The 19,227-nt window shown below is 72.5% G+C and carries 17 protein-coding genes; 6 read left to right on the top strand and 11 right to left on the bottom strand.

Annotation, left to right across the window (positions count from 1 at the left end):
* Positions 1-2: 2 nt before the first annotated feature.
* On the bottom strand, positions 3-1,271 hold the full coding sequence (locus tag KF840_01610) for a cytochrome P450 (protein ID MBX3023586.1): 1,269 nt from the start codon (positions 1,269-1,271) through the stop codon (positions 3-5).
* A gap of 639 nt (positions 1,272-1,910) precedes the next feature.
* Between KF840_01610 and KF840_01605 the strand changes: the two genes are divergently transcribed.
* A complete protein-coding gene (locus KF840_01605; protein MBX3023585.1) occupies positions 1,911-2,150 on the top strand; it encodes a hypothetical protein in 240 nt (79 codons plus the stop codon).
* Positions 2,128-2,475, top strand: a complete 348-nt coding sequence (locus KF840_01600) for a type II toxin-antitoxin system PemK/MazF family toxin (protein MBX3023584.1) — start codon at positions 2,128-2,130, stop codon at positions 2,473-2,475. The genes KF840_01605 and KF840_01600 overlap by 23 nt, the downstream gene beginning before the upstream one ends.
* 242 nt (positions 2,476-2,717) lie before the next feature.
* Here KF840_01600 and dauA read toward each other — a convergent pair whose 3' ends face one another.
* The 3 genes from dauA to KF840_01585 all read right to left on the bottom strand — a co-directional run bounded on the left by dauA (position 2,718) and on the right by KF840_01585 (position 6,612).
* A complete protein-coding gene (gene dauA / locus KF840_01595; GenBank protein ID MBX3023583.1) occupies positions 2,718-4,493 on the bottom strand; it encodes a C4-dicarboxylic acid transporter DauA in 1,776 nt (591 codons plus the stop codon).
* 72 nt (positions 4,494-4,565) lie between these two features.
* Positions 4,566-5,045, bottom strand: a complete 480-nt coding sequence (locus KF840_01590) for an SRPBCC domain-containing protein (GenBank protein MBX3023582.1) — start codon at positions 5,043-5,045, stop codon at positions 4,566-4,568.
* A 118-nt stretch (positions 5,046-5,163) separates the two neighbouring features.
* Positions 5,164-6,612 carry an amidase gene (locus KF840_01585; GenBank protein MBX3023581.1) on the bottom strand — a complete coding sequence of 483 codons (1,449 nt, stop codon included), beginning with the start codon at positions 6,610-6,612 and terminating at the stop codon, positions 5,164-5,166.
* Between the two features lie 128 nt (positions 6,613-6,740).
* Here KF840_01585 and KF840_01580 point away from each other — a divergent pair, with 128 nt between their 5' ends.
* The 3 genes from KF840_01580 to KF840_01570 are packed head-to-tail and all read left to right on the top strand — an operon-like array spanning position 6,741 to position 10,432.
* Positions 6,741-7,970, top strand: a complete 1,230-nt coding sequence (locus KF840_01580) for a hypothetical protein (protein MBX3023580.1) — start codon at positions 6,741-6,743, stop codon at positions 7,968-7,970.
* Positions 7,967-9,259 (top strand): phenylacetate--CoA ligase family protein, encoded by a 1,293-nt coding sequence (locus KF840_01575; protein MBX3023579.1) that lies wholly within the window; start codon positions 7,967-7,969, stop codon positions 9,257-9,259. The genes KF840_01580 and KF840_01575 overlap by 4 nt, the downstream gene beginning before the upstream one ends.
* Positions 9,260-9,313: 54 nt before the next feature.
* Positions 9,314-10,432: a MaoC family dehydratase N-terminal domain-containing protein gene (locus KF840_01570; GenBank protein MBX3023578.1), complete on the top strand. Its 1,119-nt coding sequence runs from the start codon at positions 9,314-9,316 to the stop codon at positions 10,430-10,432.
* A 16-nt stretch (positions 10,433-10,448) separates the two neighbouring features.
* On the opposite strand, the gene KF840_01565 is transcribed toward KF840_01570, so the two are convergent.
* From KF840_01565 to KF840_01545, 5 genes are all read right to left on the bottom strand, one after another.
* Positions 10,449-11,918 (bottom strand): vanadium-dependent haloperoxidase, encoded by a 1,470-nt coding sequence (locus KF840_01565; protein MBX3023577.1) that lies wholly within the window; start codon positions 11,916-11,918, stop codon positions 10,449-10,451.
* A 32-nt stretch (positions 11,919-11,950) separates the two neighbouring features.
* The gene (locus KF840_01560; GenBank protein ID MBX3023576.1) at positions 11,951-13,402 is read right to left on the bottom strand and encodes a phosphatase PAP2 family protein; all 1,452 of its coding nucleotides are present in this window, start codon (positions 13,400-13,402) and stop codon (positions 11,951-11,953) included.
* A 109-nt stretch (positions 13,403-13,511) separates the two neighbouring features.
* Positions 13,512-14,300: an alpha/beta fold hydrolase gene (locus tag KF840_01555; GenBank protein ID MBX3023575.1), complete on the bottom strand. Its 789-nt coding sequence runs from the start codon at positions 14,298-14,300 to the stop codon at positions 13,512-13,514.
* A gap of 7 nt (positions 14,301-14,307) precedes the next feature.
* The gene (locus KF840_01550) at positions 14,308-14,748 is read right to left on the bottom strand and encodes a universal stress protein (protein MBX3023574.1); all 441 of its coding nucleotides are present in this window, start codon (positions 14,746-14,748) and stop codon (positions 14,308-14,310) included.
* A gap of 93 nt (positions 14,749-14,841) precedes the next feature.
* Positions 14,842-15,540, bottom strand: a complete 699-nt coding sequence (locus KF840_01545; protein MBX3023573.1) for a US12 family protein — start codon at positions 15,538-15,540, stop codon at positions 14,842-14,844.
* Positions 15,541-15,828: 288 nt separating this feature from the next.
* On the opposite strand from KF840_01545, the gene KF840_01540 reads away from it, so the two are divergent.
* Positions 15,829-16,695 carry a hypothetical protein gene (locus tag KF840_01540; protein ID MBX3023572.1) on the top strand — a complete coding sequence of 289 codons (867 nt, stop codon included), beginning with the start codon at positions 15,829-15,831 and terminating at the stop codon, positions 16,693-16,695.
* A gap of 63 nt (positions 16,696-16,758) precedes the next feature.
* Here KF840_01540 and KF840_01535 read toward each other — a convergent pair whose 3' ends face one another.
* The gene (locus KF840_01535; GenBank protein ID MBX3023571.1) at positions 16,759-18,360 is read right to left on the bottom strand and encodes an AMP-binding protein; all 1,602 of its coding nucleotides are present in this window, start codon (positions 18,358-18,360) and stop codon (positions 16,759-16,761) included.
* Entirely contained in the window at positions 18,360-19,148 is a 789-nt protein-coding gene (locus KF840_01530; protein MBX3023570.1) for an enoyl-CoA hydratase/isomerase family protein, read from the bottom strand. Before KF840_01530 ends, KF840_01535 begins: the two co-directional genes overlap by 1 nt.
* Positions 19,149-19,227: the final 79 nt, after the last annotated feature.

The raw sequence follows: 19,227 nt of genomic DNA, 5'->3' as shown, positions 1-19,227 counted from the left end.
GGTCAGTGGCGGTGGACGCGCACCGGCAGGCGGCTGTAGCCCTTGACGAAGTTCGAGCGCACGCGCACCGGCTCGCCGACCACCTCGACGTCGCGGAAGCGCGCGAGGATCTCCTCCCAGAGGACGCGGAGCTGCATCTCGGCGATGCGGCTGCCCATGCAGAAGTGGACGCCGCGTCCGAAGGCGAGGTGCTCGCGGGCGTTCTCGCGCTCGATGCGGAAGGCGTTCGGCTCGGCGAAGACGTCCTCGTCGCGGTTGGCCGACACGTACCACATCGCCACCTTGTCGCCGCGGGCGATGCGCTTGCCGCGCAGTTCGGTGTCGCGCGTGGCGGTGCGGCGCATGTAGGCCAGCGGCGTCTGCCAGCGGATGATCTCGCTCGCCATGTTGGCGACCAGCTCCGGGCGGGCGCGCAGCTTGGCGAGCTCGTCGGGGTGCTGGTTGAGGGCGAGGACGCCGCCGGAGATGGAGTTGCGCGTCGTATCGTTGCCGCCGACGATGAGCAGCACCAGCGTGCCGAGGTACTCCATCGGCGACAGTCCGCGCGTCGCCTCGGCGGTCGCCAGGGCGGTGACGAAATCGATGCGACCGCTGGCCGGCGCGTGCTGGCGCTCCTCCCTCAGCGCCGTGAAGACCTCGAGGCACTCCATCAGGGCGACGCGGCGCTCCTCCTCGGTGACGCCGACGGCGCCGACGCCGGCGGGGCTGGCGGTCGCCATGTCCGACCAGAAGGTCAGCTTGCGGCGCTGCTCGTAGGGGAAGTCGAACAGCGTCGCGAGCATGCAGGTCGTCACCTCGATCGACACGCGATCGACCCAGTCGAAGGTCTCGCCGACCGGCAGCCCGTCGAGGATCTCCGCGATGCGGGCCCGCATCAGCGGCTCGAGGAAGCCGATGTTGCGCGGCGCCGCCACCGGCTGCACCACCTTGCGGTGCGCGTCGTGTCGGGCGCCGTCCATGGTGATGAAGCCGGCCTCGAGGGGGAACTCGGGGGGCGGGTCGCCGAGCACGATGCTGTGCGCCGAGGAGAAGATCTCCGGATGCTTCTCGACGTGCAGGACGTCGTCGTAGCGGGTCACCGACCAAAAGGGCCCGAAGTCGCTGCGCGCGCAGTAGTGCACCGGGTCCTCGCGGCGCAGCCGCTCGAAGTAGCCCCAGTGGGTGTCGGTCTCGAACAGCTCGGAGTCGGAGACGTCGATGCGCTCGAGCGGGATCGCCCAGGGATCGGCGCCGGCCTGGCCCTTGGACGGAACGGGAGTGGTGTCGGTCATGGTTGTCTCCTCACCCAGGCCCGCAAGAGCACAGTCGGCGGCCGATCGCCACCGAATTGGCACGCCGATCGGTCGAGCGGTCGGGGGCCGCAGCATCGGGCCCGAACCGTGACGCTGGCCGAGCGGATCGCCCGGCGCCCCGCGTCGGCGAGGATCGCCGGCGCATGTTCGCCCGCCGATCCAGCCGTGACGCGCGACATCCACCGCGTGCGGCACCGACTGCGAGCGGTCGAGGACCCCCCAGCCAGGCTTCTGGGGCGACTGCCAACGGGCGGTTCCCGATGGAAGGGAAGCTCGGTCAGCGTGCGAGACGACGGCGATCGTCCTTCGATCACGTCGGGCTGCGTGAGCCTTCGCGCGCCGGTGGCATCCCGCGGGCGGTGAACGCAAAGCGGGCTCGGCTTGCAACGAGGATGGCGGCCGTACCTGCGATGGCAATGGCATCTGCGTCGCGCCTTATGTGGCCGGGTGTCAGGCGGAATGGATCAGACGGGCGGTGATCGCGCGGGAGTGCTCTCGTGAATCCGCGCTCGCGCGGTTCCGCCACGCGGTGCTGCAGCCGCCGCTGGCGCCGACGGCGAGGGGCAGGTGCTGCGTCAGGTCCTTGCGGCGGTCTGATCGCCATGGCAGAAAGGCGCCATGGCGAAATCCGGAGGAGGGCCTGCTCGCTCGAGGATCACGGTCGATCTCTCCGAGGCGATGCGCCGGCGGCTTCGGACGATCGCGGCCAGGCGTGACCTCACGCTCCAGGAGTACGTGCGACGCGCTGTCGAGCGGCAGTTGGCGGAAGATGCGCCATCCGCCCTGCGTGCCGACGACGATCCGGTGCTCGGAGAGCTCTGGTCGAACGACGCCGATGCCGTCTACGACGACCTGTGATCGCGGCGCCATCGCGCTCGTTCGTTTCGTGTTTGCCGATGAGGAAGGCGCGAAGCGACGCCCCGTCTTGATCCTCTCGGGCGATGAGTACCACGCCGGGCGTCAGGAGGTTGTCGTCGCGGCGGTCACGAGCAACCTGGCTCGCCTGCTGCCGGGGGATCTCCAACTGGACGAATGGAAGGTCGCGGGTCTTCCGAAGCCATCGGTGGTGACCGGCATCCTCCGGACGATCAAGCGTGGAATGATCGAGCGCACCATAGGCCGGATCGCGACTCGGGATCTGCGCGCCTACGAGGACCGCCTGCGGCGAGTGCTCATGCTCTGAGCGCTCGTCGGATCCCGACGGATCGATCCGCGTTGACCTCCTTTCGTCTCGGCCCCGCCGCTTGACCGTTGTGTTCGCGGCGGACGATGCCCCGCGCATGATCGCCGGGGTCGCCGATCGCCATCGTCTGATCGATGTAGACGCCCCTCATCGAGCCGGATGCCGGGCCGCTCCGCGGCCGAGGAACACACGGCCACGAAGCGCGGCAACAGCGCGACCGTTGCACCTCGCCGAGCAGGATCTCAGGGCGCCGCCGCGCCGAGGCGGGCGCTGTTCCAGTCCGGGTTGAGGGCGGCGAGGTCGGCGGCGATCTGCAGGCCGGCCGCCAGGTCGTCGGCGAACAGCACGTGGTCGAGGTTGGCCTCCAACTCGGCGCGCTCGAAGACGCGCCGCGGCTCGGGCAGCGGGCCGGTGATGATGACGAACTTGCGGTCGCGCCGCAGCCGCTCGAGCGCGCTCTCGAGCGCCACCAGGCCGCTGGCGTCGATCACCGACACGCGGCCGAGGCCGAGCACCACCACCCTGATGTCGCCGCCGATGGCGCCGAGCGCCTTCATCGCCTGTTCGGCGGCGCCGAAGAACAGCACGCCGGCGATCTCGTAGAGGGCGACGCCGGGCGGGATGGCGTAGGAGGTCTCGCCGCCGTCGTCCTCCTGCAGGACGCGCGAGCGGGTGATCTCCGCCATGCGCCGCATCAGCAGCAGCGCGGCGAGCACGATGCCGACGGTCACCGCGACCACCATGTCGAAGACGACGGTGAGGACCAGGCAGACGACGAGCACGAAGACGTCGCTGCGCGGCGCGACACGCAGCATGTGGGCGATGTGGCGCAGCTCGGCCATGTTCCAGGCGACCAGCAGCAGCAGGGCCGCCAGCGACGCCATCGGCAGGTAGGCGAGCAGCGGCGCCAGCAGGACCATCGACACCAGCACCACCGCCGCGTGAACCAGGGCGGCGATCGGCGAGCGGGCGCCGGCGCGGATGCTGGTGGCGGTGCGCGCCAGCGCGCCGGTGGCGGCGATGCCGCCGAAGAACGGCGCCACGAGGTTGGCGAGCCCCTGGCCGACCAGCTCGGCGTCGGGATCGTGGCGCTTGCCGGTCATGCCGTCGGCGACCACCGCCGAGAGCAGCGACTCGATGGCGCCCAGCATGGCGATCGCGAACGCGGCCGGCAGCAGCTCGCGTATCAGGCCGAGGCTCAGGGGCGTCGCGCCCCACGGCAGCGCCGGCGTCGGCGGCAGCGGCGGGATGCCGGGGAAGGTGCGGTCGCCGACCACGGTGTGGAAGCGGGTGCCGAGGGTGTCGACCGGCAGCCCGAGGGCCCAGGCGGCCAGCGCCATCGCGCCGAGGGCGATCAGCGGCGCCGGGACCCGGCGCACCAGCTTCGGCACGGCGAGCAGCAGCGCCAGGGTCGCGGCGGCGACCGCGAGCTCGGCGAGCGAGGCGCTGCCACGCGCCGCCCACAGCGCCGCCACCTTGTCGGGAAAATGGTCGGGCATCTTCGCCACCGCGAGGCCGAGCACGTCCTTGAGCTGCAGCGTGGCGATGACGATGGCGATGCCGGCGGTGAAGCCGCTGGTGACCGGATAGGGAATGAACTGGACGAAGCGGCCGAGGCGGGCGGCGCCCATGGCGACCAGCAACCCGCCGGCGAGCAGGCCGGCGGTGAGCAGGCCGGAGAGGCCGTGGCGGCTGACGATCGGCGCCAGGATGACGACGAACGCCGCCGTCGGTCCCGTGACCTGGAACTTGGAGCCGCCGCACAGCGCCGCGATCGCGCCGGCGACGATGGCGGTGTAGAGCCCGTGCTGCGGCGGCACCCCGACGGCGATCGCCAGCGCCATGGACAACGGCAGCGCGACGATGCCGACCACCGCGCCGGCGAGCAGGTCGGCGCGCAGCGCGGCGGTGTCGTAGCCGCTGGCGAGCGCGCGGCGGATGGCGATGGCGAGTGGCAGGTCGCCGTCGCGCGGGGTCTGCCGCGCGACCGGTCGCAGCGATTCGCGGCGGCTGGACATGGCCGGATCCCTAGCGCTCGCGGCGCGCCGCGTCAGCCCAGCCTGGACGCGGCGTGACCGCCGGCCTCGCGCTCACGCCGGTGGCCCGCTGAGAGCGCGGGCGCGCAGACTCTCGAGCCAGATCTGGTGGTAGCGCCACATGCGGCGCGGCATGAGCAGGGCGCCGAGGCGCGCCAGGCCGCCGTGCTGCGTCTCCTCGGTGCACACGTGGCAGCCGTCGGCGGTCGGGGTGATCAGCCAGGCGTGGTAGGCCTCGACGCCGATGCCGCGCGCGTCCCAGGCGAGGCGCGTCGGCGGCTCCCACTCGCGCACCGTCGACTCGATGCGCACGCCGAAGGTCCGCCAGCGGAAGCGCGTGCCGGCGGCGAGATCGGGCGGCGCGCCAGAGAGGAAGCGCACGTCGGCGGCATTGACGTACCAGCGCGGCCAGTCCGGGGCGCGCACCAACCAGTGCCAGACGCGTTCCGGCGTGGCGGCGATCGCCAGCTCGTTGCGGACGTGGACCGGGCAGTTGGCCGGCGCGAAACGCGGCGGCCAGGTGATGCCGTTCACGGCGCGCCCGTCGGGGCGCTCGCCCCACAGCCGGCGAGGCTGGCGCCCAGCAGCGCGCTGGCGAGCGCGCGGCGACCTTGCCCGCCCGTGTGGCGCGGCGGCGGCACGGCGTGTGGCATCAGGCGTGGACCGGTGGTCGCCGCCCGGCCCACGGCGCGGCCTCCTCGAGCTGCGCTGCGACCTGCAGCAGCAGGTCCTCGCCGCCGGTGGCGGCGACGAGCTGGGCGCCGAGCGGAAGACCGTCGGCGGTCCAGCCCAGCGGCAGCGAGATCGCCGGCTGGCCGGACAGGTTGAAGGCCGAGGTGTAGGCGCCGTAGGGCGCGGAGCGCATGAAGCCGAGGAACGGTTGGTCGGGCGGCGAGCACAGATGCCCGAGCGGCGGCGGCGGTTGCGCGGTGGTCGGGGTCAGGAGCAGGTCGAAGCCGTCCCGCCACCACGCCGCGAGGGCGCGGCCGAAGCCGTGCACCGCCTCGAGGGCGGCGAGGAGCTGGGCGGCGGAGAGCTGGCGGCCGCGTTCGCCGATCGCCCAGGTGAGCGGCTCGACGTCGTCGGGGGTCAGCGCGCGGCCGAGCTTGTCGCCGGTGGCGTCGAGCAGACGCGCGATGTTGGCGGCGACCACGGTGACGAACTGTTGCAGCGGACCGACATCGTCGAGCGCCGGCGGATGCGCCACCTCGACGACATGCCCGAGCGATTCGAGGAGCTGCGCGGCGCGCTCGGCGGTGGCGCGGCACTCCGGATGCAGCGCGAAGCCGCGATCGGGCGGCGCGCTGCGCATCAACCCGACGCGCAGGCGGCGCGGCGGCGTCTGCAGCGCCGCCGTGTACGGGCGCGACGGCGGCGCCGCCGCGTAGGGGTCGCCCGGCATCGCGCCGTTGGTGACGTCGAGCAGCGCCGCCGCGTCGCGCACCGAGCGGGTGACGACGAATTCGGACGAGAAGCCGTTCCAGCGCTCGCCGGCGCCGGGGCCGAAGGAGTTGCGGCCGCGCGTCGGCTTGAGGCCGACCAGGCCGCAGTGCGCCGCGGGGATGCGGATCGAGCCGCCGCCGTCGCTGGCGTGGGCCGCCGGCACGATGCCGGCCGCGACCGCCGCCGCCGAGCCGCCGCTCGACCCGCCGGGGCTGTGCGACGGCTGCCACGGATTGCGCGTCGCGCCGAACGCCGCCGGCTCGGTGGTGGGCAGCAGCCCGAGCTCGGGGGTGTTGGTGCGGCCGAGAATGACCAGACCGGCGGCGAGAAGCTTGTCGGTGAGGTAGGCGTTGGTGGTCTCGGTCCAGTTGGCGTCCTTCAGGCAGCGCATGCCGGCGGTGTAGGGGCGCCCGCCCTCGATGCCGCCGAGGTCCTTCATCAGGAAGGGCACGCCGTGGAACGGCCCGCGCGGCAGATCGGCGGCGGCGGCGCGCGCCCGCGCCTGCTCGAGGGCGGGCAGGGTGACCGCGTTGAGCTCCGGATTCAGGCGCTGGCAGCGGGCGATCGCGGCGTCCACCAGGTCTAGCGGCGTCGCCTCGCGGCGCCGCACCAGCTCCGCCTGCGCGGTGGCATCGAGGAGGGCGAGCTCGTCGGACATGGCGGGCAGGTAGAGCACAGACGGCGGCGGTGGAGAAAGGCGCGGCGACGACGCCCGCCGCGCGCCGGTCGCGTGCCTTGACCCTCGCGGCTAACGTCTGATAGCCAAACGGTCGTTTGGGCATTGTCGTGACCGCCAGCTCGTCCACAACCGACGCCTGGGAACAGGTGCGCGAGGCGCTCGCGCGCGTCGCCCGCGACTCGCCGTTCTACCGCGAGAAGCTGGCGGCCGCGGGCGTGCTCGCGGCGGACATCCGCACGCCGGACGACTTCCGTCGCCTGGTGCCGCTGACCCGCAAGCCGGAGGTGCCGGCGGCGCAGAAGACGGCGCCGCCCTTCGGGCCGATGCTCGCGGTGCCGGTCGAGCGCATCGGCAGCGTCAGCATCTCGCCCGGGCCGTTGTACATCCCGCGCACCGCCGACGAGCCGACCGGCGTCGAGGCGTTGCACGAGAGCCTGCGGCACATGGGCGTGCGGCGCGAGGACGTGGCGCACGTCACGCTCTCGTACCACATCATGCCGGGCGGCCTGCGCATGCACCGCGCCTTCGAGTCGTTCGGCTGCCGGGTGATCAACGGCGGCGTCGGCAACTCGGAGCTGCAGGCACAGATCGCCAGCGCGCTCGGCGCCACGGTGTACGTCGGCACGCCCTCGTTTCTCGCCACCATCGCGGACGCGGCCGAGCAGCAGCGGCTGCCCCTGCGCTACCGGCTCGGTTTCTCGACCGCCGAGGCGCTGACGCCGCGCCTGCGCGCCGGCCTGCAGGAGCGACTGGGCATCGAGCTGTTCGACCACTGCGGCGAGGCGGTGATGGGGCCGCTGGCCGGCGAGTGCCACGTCCACGACGGCATGCACCTGCACGCGCGCGAGATGTGGGTCGAGCTCCTCGACCCCGAGAGCGGCGCGCCGGTGGCGCCGGGCGAGAGCGGCGAGGTGGTGGTGACCCAGCTCGGCGAGCGCGCCATGCCGCTGCTGCGCTACGCGCCGGGCGACGTGTTTCGCACCTACGCCGAGCCCTGCCCGTGCGGCGACCCGTCGCCGCGCGTCGCCTTCGTCGGCCAGGTGGGGGGCATCCGCAAGATCAAGGGCGTGCTGGTCCACCCGGCGCAGGTGAAGCAGACCCTGGCCCACTTTCCCGAGCTCGGCGCCTTCCAGATCGAGGTCGACCACCCGCCCGGCGAGCGCTACGACACCGCCGTCATCCGCATCGCCTGCGCCGAGCCCACGGCCGCGCTCGCGGCCGCGGTGCGCGACCGGCTCAAGGCGCACGTGCTGATCAACATGGAGGTGAGCCTCGTCGACCCCAGCGCCATTGCGGCCGATGCCTCGCCCATCCTCGATCGCAGAAGCCACGGATGAACGCGGAAGATCGACGCTTCTACCGGCCCGAGGTGCAGACGATGCCGCGCGAGCGGATCGCGGCGCTGCAGCTCGAGAAGCTGCAGGCGCTGGTGGCGCGCATCTGGGAGCGGCCGATCCCCTTCTTCCGCCGCAAGCTGGAGGCGGCGAAGCTGACGCCGCGCGACATCCGCTCGCTCGACGACCTGCGCGCCATCCCGACGACGGTGAAGGACGACCTGCGCGCCAGCGAAGCGGAGCACCCGCCGCTCGGCGACTACCGCGGCTCGACCATCGACGAGTGCGTGCGCATCGGCTGCTCGACCGGCACCAGCGGCAAGCCGACGTTGATCCTCTGGACCCGCACCGACCAGGCCGTCGACCTCGAGGCGGTGTGCCGCGGGCGCTGGCGCTGGGGGCTGCGCCCCGGCTCGAGCCTGGCGCACGGGCATCCCTTCGGCCAGTACGGCGGCGGCATCAGCTTCTCCAAGGGCATCGAGGCGCTCGGGCTGCTCAACGTGCCGTGCGCGCCGCCGGGCAAGGGGCCGTGGACGCGCGAGGTGGTGCGCCTGCTGGCGATGGTGCGGCCCGAGCACTACCGCTTCTTCGGCAACGCCGGCGCCCAGTACGCCGACGCGGCGCGCGCCGCCGGGTACGACGCCGAGCGCGATCTCAACCTGCACGTGCAGGGCGAGGATCCGCGCGAGCAGTACAAGTCGGTGAGCGCCGGCCTGGAGGCGCTGGGCATGCTCGGCACCGCCTGCGACGAGGACGACGGCGCCCACGTGCACGAGGATCTCGCCATCGCCGAGGTGCTCGACCGCGACAGCGGCCGGCCGGTCGGCCACGGCGAGCGCGGCAACCTGGTGGTCACGGTGCTCGGCAAGGACAACGCCTTCCTGCGCTACGACCTGCAGGACGTGCTGCGGGTGAACGACAAGCCGTGCCCGTGCGGCGAGACGCACCGGCGGCTCTTCTACGAAGGACGGGTGAAGGACATCGTGCCGGTCGCCGGCCGCGAGATCCTGCCCATCGACGTGCTGCTGGCGCTGGTCGACTGCGCGCCGCTCGCCGGCACCGCGATCGAGTACCAGATCGTCCGCCGCCCCGGCCTGCGGGCGCTGCCGCTGCGCGTCGAGCATCCGGCCGCCGGGACCAGCGACGGCGCCGCGGTCGCCGCCGCGATCGCCGAGCGGGCGCGCGAGCGCCTCGGCGTGCCCGTCGATCTGGAGCTCCTGGCGCCGAACGCGCTGCCGCGGTTTGCGTTCAAGGCGGCGCGGGTGGTGGATGAGGAACAGCCAACTGCGTGACCGGTCGCCGGCCACGCCTTTCTCCGACCAACGACACGAAAGGCGGATTTCGAGATGGCAGATGTCGAATACGGCAAGATCACCGAAGCCGAGCTGACGCGCATTCGCGCCCGCATCGGCAAGGGGTTCGAGAACCGGCGGCCATGGCGGACCGAGGTGACGGTCGACGCGATCTACCATCTCGCGCTGGCGATCGGCGATCTCAGCCCGCTGTACGTCGACGAGGACTACGCCAAGCGGACGCGCTGGGGCACGCTGCTGGCGCCGCCGATCATGATCCAGTGCTTCGACACGCTGCGCGCCGTCGGCAGCGCCGGCCTGCCCGAGGGCCTGCCGGGGGTACACTCCATCTGGTCCGGGTCGATGTACGAGTTCGACCAGCCGCTGAAGCTCGGCGACAAGGTGCGCTCGAAGTCGTACCTCAAGGAGGTCCGCGAGGTGGAGAGCAGCTTCGCCGGCGGCCGCACCGTCTTCCAGACCTACGAGGCGGTCTACTGGAACCAGAAGGACGAGAAGATCGGCGTCCGCAACGACACCTGGATCCGCAACGAGCGCCACACCACGAAGAAGACCGGCAAGTACGGCGGCACCGAGCTCTCCACCTGGACGCTCGATCAGATCCACGAGCTCTGGAAGTCGTACGAGGAGGAGGAGCGCGCCGTCGAGCGCACCTGGGACAGCGTGCAGGTCGGCGACGAGCTCAAGCCGATCCTCAAGGGGCCGCTGACGCCGACCGCGGAGATCGCGTTCGAATCGTTCTTCGGCGTCTACCTGGTCGGCAACAAGGTCGCCGCCAACCTCTACAAGCGCCACCCGAAGCTGATGATCCCCAACGAGCAGGGCGTCCCCGAGCCGCCGCAGCGCGTGCACTGGGACAACCTGTTCACCAAGAACCTGCTCGGCCTGCCCGGCGCCTACGACCTCGGGCCGGAGCGCTGCGCCTGGCTGATGCAGGGGGCGACGAACTGGATGGGCGACAACGGCATCCTGCGCAAGATCGAGGCGCAGTACCGCAAGTTCAACTACATGGGCGACGTCACCTGGACCAAGGGCAAGGTGGCGGCGAAGGCGCGCGAGAACGGCCGCAACATGGTGACGCTCGAGGTGTGGTGCGAGAACCAGCGCGACGAGGTCACGGCCAAGGCGCGCATCGAGGTGGAGCTGTTGTCCTGACCGGCCGGGCGCGCGCTCAGCGCGGCGCCGCGCGACGCGGCCGCAGGATCGAATCGAACACCTGGTCGGCGACGGCGCGGCCCTGGCGGATGCCCTCGACCTTGTCGAACGCCCAGTGCACGCCGAGGTAGATGCGGCTCTGGCCGTTCTCCTCCTCGGCGGCGCTGAAGCTGGCGAAGGTGCGGGGCAGGCGCGGGCGGACGACCCCGTCCTGGTCGACGGTGACGCCGTCGAATTCCTCCGAGACGAAGGTGAAGCGGACGTCGTCGCGGCCGAAGAACCGGCGCAGGGTCTGGAACAGCGCGGCGCCGAATCCGGCGTGGCCGGAGGTGTAGGCCGGGAAGGGCGGGGTGAAGTTGCGGCCGCTGCCGTTGTCGGCCGGCGCGCCCAGCGGTAGCCAGTCGGGATCGCCCGTGGTGTCCGGGTTGCCATCGCCGAGAGCGGTCGGGCCGCTGCCCGGATCGGCTTCGCGGACGCCGGTCACGGGGCGCCAGAAGTTGTAGTAGTACTTGGTCTCCCAGACGGCGATGCCGGCGTCGGCCATGGCGACGTTGACCAGCGCCAGCAGGCGGGCCGCGGCGGCGCGGCCGAGGTGACGGCGCCGCGCCATCTGCACCGCGATCTGGTTGTAGAGCTTCACCGGCGCGCAGAGGAACGGCTGGGCGTCGTAGCCCCAGAAGATGCCGGCGACCGTCTGATCGGCGGTGCGCGCGGTCGGCGAGCCGCGGCCGTCGCCGCCCAGGGCGTGCACCTCGGCGAAGGCCTGCGCGTAGGCGACGCTGTCGAGCGCCGGCGGCGGCGGGGCGCGGAACTGCGCGCCGCTGGCGATCGCGAAGGGGATCACCGCGCCCCAGTGCGGGGTCAGCGGCTTGACGTCGGGGTGCAATGGATCGGCGCGCCACTCGCCGGGGCCGTCGCCGTAGAGGTAATCGACCGGCTGGAACGGCGTCTGCCATTGCGCGCCGTCGTCGGCGCGCGCCGCGAGCACGGCGGCGGCGGTGTCGCGGCCGAGGTCGATGCCGCGGTCGACCGCCGCCGGGTGGGGTGGCGGGCCGAGCGCGTCGGCGAGATCGCGAGCGAGGTCCGCCGCCTGCAGCGGGTAGAGCGCGGCCAGGACATCGTGCGCCGCCTGGGCGACGGCGGCGTCGGCATCGGTGTCCGCCGCCGCGGGCGCGCGGCGCAGATAGGGGGCGAAGGCGCCGCTGGTCGTCGCCACCGCGTCGGCGACGGCGAGTTGGACCATGGCGAAGGCGCGGCTGGTGCGCGTCGGTCCGAACTGCCAGCCGGCCGAGCGCGGATCCTCGCTGCGGGTGACGTAACGGTGGTCGATCGCCGCGGCGCGCTGGGCGACCTCGTTCCACTGCAGGACCGCGGCGGCCGAGCCGTCGGCGCTGCCGCCGTCGCCGCAGGCGGCGAGGAGCGCGGCGATGGCCAGGGCCGCGCCGCTCCTCCACCAGGCGCGCCGTGATGGTCCCGGAGAACGCACCTGGCGAGTGTGGCGGGTGCCGCGGTTTGAGGCTACCGCCGGCGCCGGAAGGCGTGCTCGAAGACGTAATCGGCGACGCGGTTGCCCTGGGCGATGCCCTGGGACTTGTCGAACGCCCAGTGGATGCCGAGGTAGATGCGGCTCTGGCCGTTCTCGTCTTCCGCCTGCGAGAGGCGGGTGAAGCTGCGCGGCAGGTACGGCCGGACGTTGCCCCGGTTGTCGCGCGTGACGCCGTTGAATTCGTCGGAAACGAAGGTGAACGGCACCTGGTCGGTACCGTAGAAGCGGCGCAGGGTCTGGAACAGCGCGCCGCCGAAGCCGGCGTGCCCGGACGGATAGGCGGGGAAGGGCGGCGTGAAGTTGGGCGCGGTGAGGTTGCTGGCCGGGGCGCCGAGCGGAGTGAAGTCGGGGTCGCCGGCGGTCGCGTCGTTGCCGTCGCCCAGCCCGGTCGGGCCGGTGCCGGCATCGGACTCGCGGATGCCGGTCACCGGGCGCCAGAATTTGTAATGGTACTTCGAGTCCCAGACGGCGATGCCGGCGTCGGCCATGGCGACGTTGACCAGCGCCAGCAGGCGCGCGTACTGCATGCCCCTGGTGTGGCGCTGCTCGGCGATCTGGGTGGTGATCTGGTTGTACAGGCGCGGCGGCGCGCAGAGGCTCGGCGTGCCGTCGTAGGCCCAGAAGATGCCGATGTGGGTCTCGTCCTCGGTGCGCACCGTGGGCGTGGTGATGTCGTCGCCGCCCAGGCTCTGCACCTCGGCATAGGCAGCGGCGTACTCGGCGCTGTCGAGCGCCGGCGGCGGCGGGGCGCGGAACTGGTCGCCCGCCGCGAGGACGAACGGCCGCACCGCGCCCCAGCGGGCACCGAGCGCCAGCGGATGACGGCTGACCGGGTCCTGTCGCCACTCGCCGGGGCCGTCGCCGGCGATGTAGTCGACGCCGTAGCGCGGCTCGGCATGCTGCGAGCCGTCGGAGGCGCGCAGCGCCAGGATGGCGACCGCGGCGCGATGGCCGGCGTCGATGCCGCGGGTCTTCGCCTCGTCGTCGCGGATGCCGGCCAGCTCCGCCGTCAGCTCGTCGTGGAAGGCCTGCGCCTGCGACGGGTAGAGCGTCGCCAGGGTCTCGTAGGCGGCCTGGGCGATCGCCGCTTCCATCGACGCCGTGCCGCGCACCGGCGCGATCCCGGTGTAGCTCTCGTACCCGCCTGCGATGGCATTCATCGCGTCGAAGACGGCGATGTGCACGATGGCCATCGCCCGCGCCGAGCGACCGGGGCCGATCTGTTCGCCGAAGACGCGCTGCTCGCCCGGGGCCACGGGCGTGTGGTCTAGCCCGGCGGCGTCGATGGCGATCTCGTTCCAGTGGTGGACCCAGGCCGTCGCGGCGGCGGTGCCGGAGCCGCCGCCGTCGCCGCCGCCGCAGCCGGCGAATGCCAGCGCGAGGCATGCGATCGCCAGCGCGCGTCCGATCCTGCCGTGTGTCATGGGACCCCCGATGTCAGTGTCGCAGCGCGTCACCCCGGTCTCGTCGCACAGTCGGGTCTGTTCCACACGCGCAGGGTTGATTCAACGTCACCCGCGGCGATGATCGCCGTCAGGGAACGGCCTGCACGAAGCCGCCAACCAGGGCGTTGAACCGCTCCGGGGTCTCGAAATAGGGCGAGTGGCCGGCGACCGGGATCTCCTCGAAGGTCGCCCCCGGGATGGCCGCGGCGACCTCGCGCAGGACGGCGGGGGAGAACAGCCGGTCCTCGGATCCGCCGATCAGCAGGGTGGGGATCCGCCAGCCGACGAGGTGGGCGGGGTCGGTCATGACCTCGTGCAGGGCGCTGCGTGCCAACGCATCGGCGGGATTGAGCGCCGCGAGTTGCTCGTAGAGGAAGGCGCGGGTGGGATCGCGCGCGAAGAGATCGGCGGCGAGCGCGACGTGCGGCTGGTTCCACGCCGGCGCGGCGAGCTCGGCGGCGGCGCTCGCCGCGGCGATGGCGCGGAGCGCGGCGACGACGCCAGGGGTGGCGATGCCGGCCGGCGTCCCGGACAGCACCAGGGCGGCGACGCGCCGTGGGTGCGCCAGCGCGAGTTGCAGGCCGGTCCACCCTCCCATCGACTGGCAGACCAGGGCGCAGCGCTCGATGCCCGCCGCGTCGAGCACCGCCGCCAGATCATCGGCGAAATGGCGCGCCTGCTCGTGTCCCCTGGCGCAGCGCGAACGACCGAAGCCGCGATGGTCGAAGGTGACGACCCGATGGCGGCCGGCGAAGTATGGGACCTGCTGCCACCACACCAACGTGTTGCCGCCGGCGCCGTGCGCGAAGACGAGCGGCGGCCCGTTGCCGCACACCTCGTAGTAGATGGCCGCGCTCGGCCGCTCGACGTGCGGCACCGCCGTCTCAGGCGCGCGGCGCCGGCACGATCAGGAGCGGGCGGCGGGCGTGATGCAGCACGTGCTCGCTGACGCTGCCGAGGAGGGCGCGACGGATCGCGCCGTGGCCGTGCGAGCCGAGGACGACGAGATCGACGCCCAGCCGATCGGCCTCGCGCACGATGGTGTCGGGCGTCGTTCCCTGCACCAGCAACGCGGTGCAGTCGACGCCGCGCTGGCGCACCGCCGCCGACTCCTCCTGCAGCCGGCGATGATCGTCGTGCAACCCGGCTGCCACCGAGCGTCGCACGCTCTGCGGTCCCGGCTCGTAGCCGACGAAATCGGGATCGGGAGCCGCCACGTGCAGCATCCAGAGCGCGGCACCGAATGCCTGCGACAGCGCCGTGGCCTGTTCGATGACGGCGCTGGACACCGGAGAGAAATCGACGGCGGCGAGGATGTTCTTCATGCGCGAGCGGCGGCAGCGTGGCGGAGCGCCGGTAGGCGCGGCGGACGGGGATCAGGGGGGTGGGGGCGGACCCCACCCCCCCGCTCCCCTTCTCTACCGGCGATCCATGAACAACCGGATCAGATACCAGAACATCAGCGCCACCGAGGCGAAGAGCTGCATGGCGGCGGCGACGTAACGGTCGTCGGGGAAGTGGAGCAGGATGTTCGAGGTGTCGCGCAGGATGGCGACGCCGGCGAGGCCGACCATGGCGACCGAGAACCAGGTGCCGAGCTGGAAGCCGAACAGCACCGAGCCGACGATCGCCAGCAGCGCGACGATGAAGGCCCACTTCAGCAGCGCGCCCAGGAAGCTGAAATCGGTGCGGCTGATGAAGGCGACGGCGGTGAGCCCGGCGAAGCCGAGGGCGGTGAGCAGGCCGGCGCTCTGGATGGCGCCCGGCGCCACCGCGTTGGCGATGTACAGCATCGGCACGAAGATGATCGCCTGGGCGACCACGTAGGCGCCGAGCGCCACGTACTGCATCGGCCTGGACAGCGATGTCGCGGCCGCCGAGCTGGCGAGCCAACTGACGATCAGGAAACCGCCGAGGACGACCAGCCAACTGGTGCCGAGCATGGCGCGGGCGATGGTCTCGGCAGCGCCGCTCTGGAACAGCCAGACCTCGATGGCGAGGAAGAACGCGATGGCACCGAGCAGGTGGGTGTACGTACGGGCGATGAACTCCGAGCGCGAGCTGACGCCGACGGACGTGGAACGGGTGATGTCATCACCGAGATACGGTTGGCTCATGAGGGGAACCTCCAGATAGGGTGCGTCGGAGTCTACCGCCCGCGTCCGCGCGGGACAATGCGCAACCGAGGGCCGCGCCAGAGGCGGCGGCATCGGTGCCGAGGCCGGTGTCCGCTAGCGTGGCGCGGAGGTTGGCGCTCGGGTGCCGACGTGCTAGAGCGGCGCCTGCCTGTCGGACGGATGCGCGGCGCGGGGTTCCGTTGCTGGCGTCAGATTGATCGAGCGGCATGCTCGATTTCATGCAATAGACCGTCACGGCATGGCATCTCGAAACGCGGGTCCTGATTGATGCGTATACGACAGCGATTGTTCCTTGCCGCCGGCTGCGTCGCCGCGCTGCTCGCGTGGGGCGGCACCGCCGCCGCCCAGTGCATGGGCGATTGCGACGAGAACGGCCAGGTCACCATCGACGAGATCATTCGCGGCGTGGGGATCGCGCTCGAGATCACCGACCCGGCGCGCTGCCCGGTCTATGGCGACGAGGCGACCATCGATGAGATCGTGATGGCGGTCGTCAACTCGCTCGAGGGCTGCCCCGACGTCACCGAGACGCCGGTCGAGGTCACGCCCACCGAGACGATCGAACCCGAGGCGCCGACCGAGACGCCGACCCGGCGCCGCACCGCCACCCCGACGCGCACCCGGACGCCGTTCATCATCTTCCCGCTGTTCACTCCCACCCGCACCGCGACGGCGACCGTGACGCGGACGATGACCGCCGCCGCGGGCGAGCAGACGCCCACCGGGACGCCGGCCGGCACCACCGCCGCCACGGTCACTCCAACCGAGGACTTCTCCGCGACCCCCACCGGTACCCCGGCCGGCACCGCGAATGTCACCGCGACGCCGAGCGACGACGATCCGACGTGGACGCCGACCGCGACCCCGGCCGGCACCGCGAGCGCGACCATCACTCCGGACGACTCGGAGGCGACGCCGACGCCGACGGACGTGGAAGAGGAGCCAACCGGAACGCCGGCGGGGACCGTCAGCGCCACCATCACGCCGGAGTCGGAGCCGAGTCCGACGCCGAGCGAGTCGCTGGAGTTTCCCACCTGGACGCCGACCGCCACGCCGGTGGGCACGGTCAGCGCCACCATCACCCCGGAAGCGACGGCAACCGAGACCGAGACAGAGACGCCGCAGGAGATCTAGGCGGCTCGCCCGCCGGCAGCGGCGCCGGAATTGCGCGGAGTGAGTAGGCCGCCCGCGCTCCGCTCAGGGGTGCCCGCGAGCGGCGATCAGGGCCTCGGCGGCGCGACGGAGGGCGGGCTTCTCGACCTTGCCGGTGCCCGTGCGCGGGACGGCGTCGGCGTCGACCACGAAGACGTGGCGCGGCACCTTGTAGCTGGCGAGCTCGGCGCGGCAGAGCTCGCGCAGGGCGTCGGCGGTGGCGGGAGCGCCCGGGCGCAGCACCACCAGCGCGACGATGTTCTCACCGCGCACCGGGTCGGGCACGCCGACGACGTGGGCGCTCTGCACCGCCGGGTGGCGGGCGAGGGCGTCCTCGACCTCGGCGGCGGCGACGTTGACGCCGGCCGTCTTGATCACGTCCTTGATGCGGCCGCCGAAGTGGAGGTTGCCGGCCTCGTCGAGCCAGCCGCGATCGCCGGTGCGGAAGAAACCCTCGCCGTCGAAGGTCGCGTCGCGCGGCACCCGGTAGTAGCCCTCCATCATCGTCGAGCCCCTGACCAGGATCTCTCCGCTCTCGCCGCCTGGCAGCGCCCGCTGCGTCTCGGGGTCGACGATGCGGATCTCCATGCCGGGCAGGGCGCGCCCGAAGGTGCCGCTGCGGATCGGTTCGGGATCGTCGAAACGGGCGGCGGTGACGCAGGTGGCGGTTTCCGACATGCCGTAGACGCCGATCGTCTGGTTGTCCGGTCCCATCAGCCGCGCCGCCTGCACGTGGTAGGTCCCCTTGCGCAGCGCCAACCGCCGCTGCGCGAAGTCGGGATGCTCGAGCAGCGGCGCTGCCTGGTGCCAGCCGGCCATGATGGTGCAGCGTTCGGCCTCGAGCAGGGTCAGCGCGCTGCCGGGGTCGACGACCTCCTGCAGCACGACGCGGCCGCCGCCGGCGAGCGTCGCCAGCGCGCCGAGGACGAAGCCGCCGCTCCAGAAGAGCGGCATGTGGCCCCACCACGCGTCGTCGGGCGTCACGCCGAGACAGTCGGCGATGCGTCGTGCCGAGGTGGTGAGCGCGCCGTGCGCATGGACCACGGCCTTCGCCTGCGCCGTCGTGCCGGAGGTGAAGAAGATCGTCGCCAGGTCGGTCGGCGACACCGCCGCCTCGATGGCGTCGAGGAGCGCATCGTCGGCATCGGCCGGCAGGTCGCGCCAGCGCGGCAGGCCGGCGGCGCCGTCGTCGAGCAGGACGACGCGGCGCAGGTTCGGCACCGCGGGTTCGCGCAGGACCCGGCCGCCGAGGTCGCGCAGGTCCGGGGCGATCTCCAGCAGGCGCGCGTGGTAGTCGTGCTTGAGGAAGCGCGGCACGGCGATCAGCGTCACGACGTCGGCGTGCGCCAGCGCATAGGCGATCTCGTCGCGCTTCCACAGGGTCGACAGCGGCGTCAGCACCGCGCCGATGCGCAGCGCGCCGAAGGCGATGGGGAGCCAGTCGAGCCGGTTGGGGCAGAGGAATCCGACGCGCGTGCCCTTGGTGACGCCGAGGCCGACCAGGGCGCGCGCCGCGGCGCGGCTGGCGTCGCGCAGTTGGGTCGCCGACAGCCGCGCGGTGACCCGGTCGGCCGGCGCGTGCGCCACCACCTCGCGATCGGGCGCGGCGGCGACGACGGTATCGAGGAAGGCGCCGAGCGTCTCCATCACTTGCCGGTGAACGCCGGCGGCCGCTTCTCGACGAAGGCGCGCACGGCTTCCTGGTGATCGGCGGTCTCGCCGAGGATGCCCTGCGCCAGCGCCTCGGCCTGGGTGGCATGCTGGTAGTCGCTGTCGGCGGCGCGTTCGAGCAGGCCGCGGGTCTGCACCACCGCGTTCGGCGAATGGCCGGCGATGGTGGTCGCCAGCGCCCGCGCTCGCGCCGCCAGATCCGCGGCGGGCACCACCTCGCTCACCAGGCCGAGGCGGAGCGCGTCGGCGGCGTCGATCGGCTCGCCGGTGAGGCAGAGCCGCTGCGCGTTGGCGAGCCCGACGCGGCGCGGCAGCAGATAGGTGCAACCGGAGTCGGGGATGAAGCCGACCTTGACGAAGCTGAAGATGAAGCGCGCGCGGTCGGCAGCGATCGCGAAGTCGCAGGCGAGCACGAACGAGCAGGCCATGCCGGCGACGACGCCGTTGACCGCCGCCAGCATCGGCTTCTCGCGGCGCAGCAGCGCCTCGACGACCTCGGCGCCGTGCAGGGTTCGCTGCCGGCCGACCAGCGCGCTGCGCCCGAGGCGTCCCGGCTCGCTCATGCGCTTGATGTCGGCGCCGGCCGAGAAGGCGCGTCCGTTGCCGGTGAGGATGATCACCCGCACCGCGTCGTCGAGCTCCGCCCGCGCCACCAGCTCGGGCAGGTGGTCGTTCATCTCGGGAAGCAGCGCGTTCAGTTGCTCCGGGCGGTTGAGGGTGATCGTCGCGATGCCCTCGGCGACGTCGTAGAGAATGTGCTCCATCAGGCAGATCCTTTCCCGCAGCGCCGTCGAGACGCGAGGCCGGATGACGGCTGCACGGGAGGCCGTGTCCTCGTCTCGG

The sequence above is a fragment of the bacterium genome (assembly GCA_019637795.1).
Classification (GTDB): domain Bacteria; phylum Desulfobacterota; class Binatia; order HRBIN30; family CADEER01; genus JAHBUY01.
The sequence above is the reverse complement of the archived record's forward strand: the minus strand, read 5'-3'. Positions and strand labels throughout refer to the sequence as shown.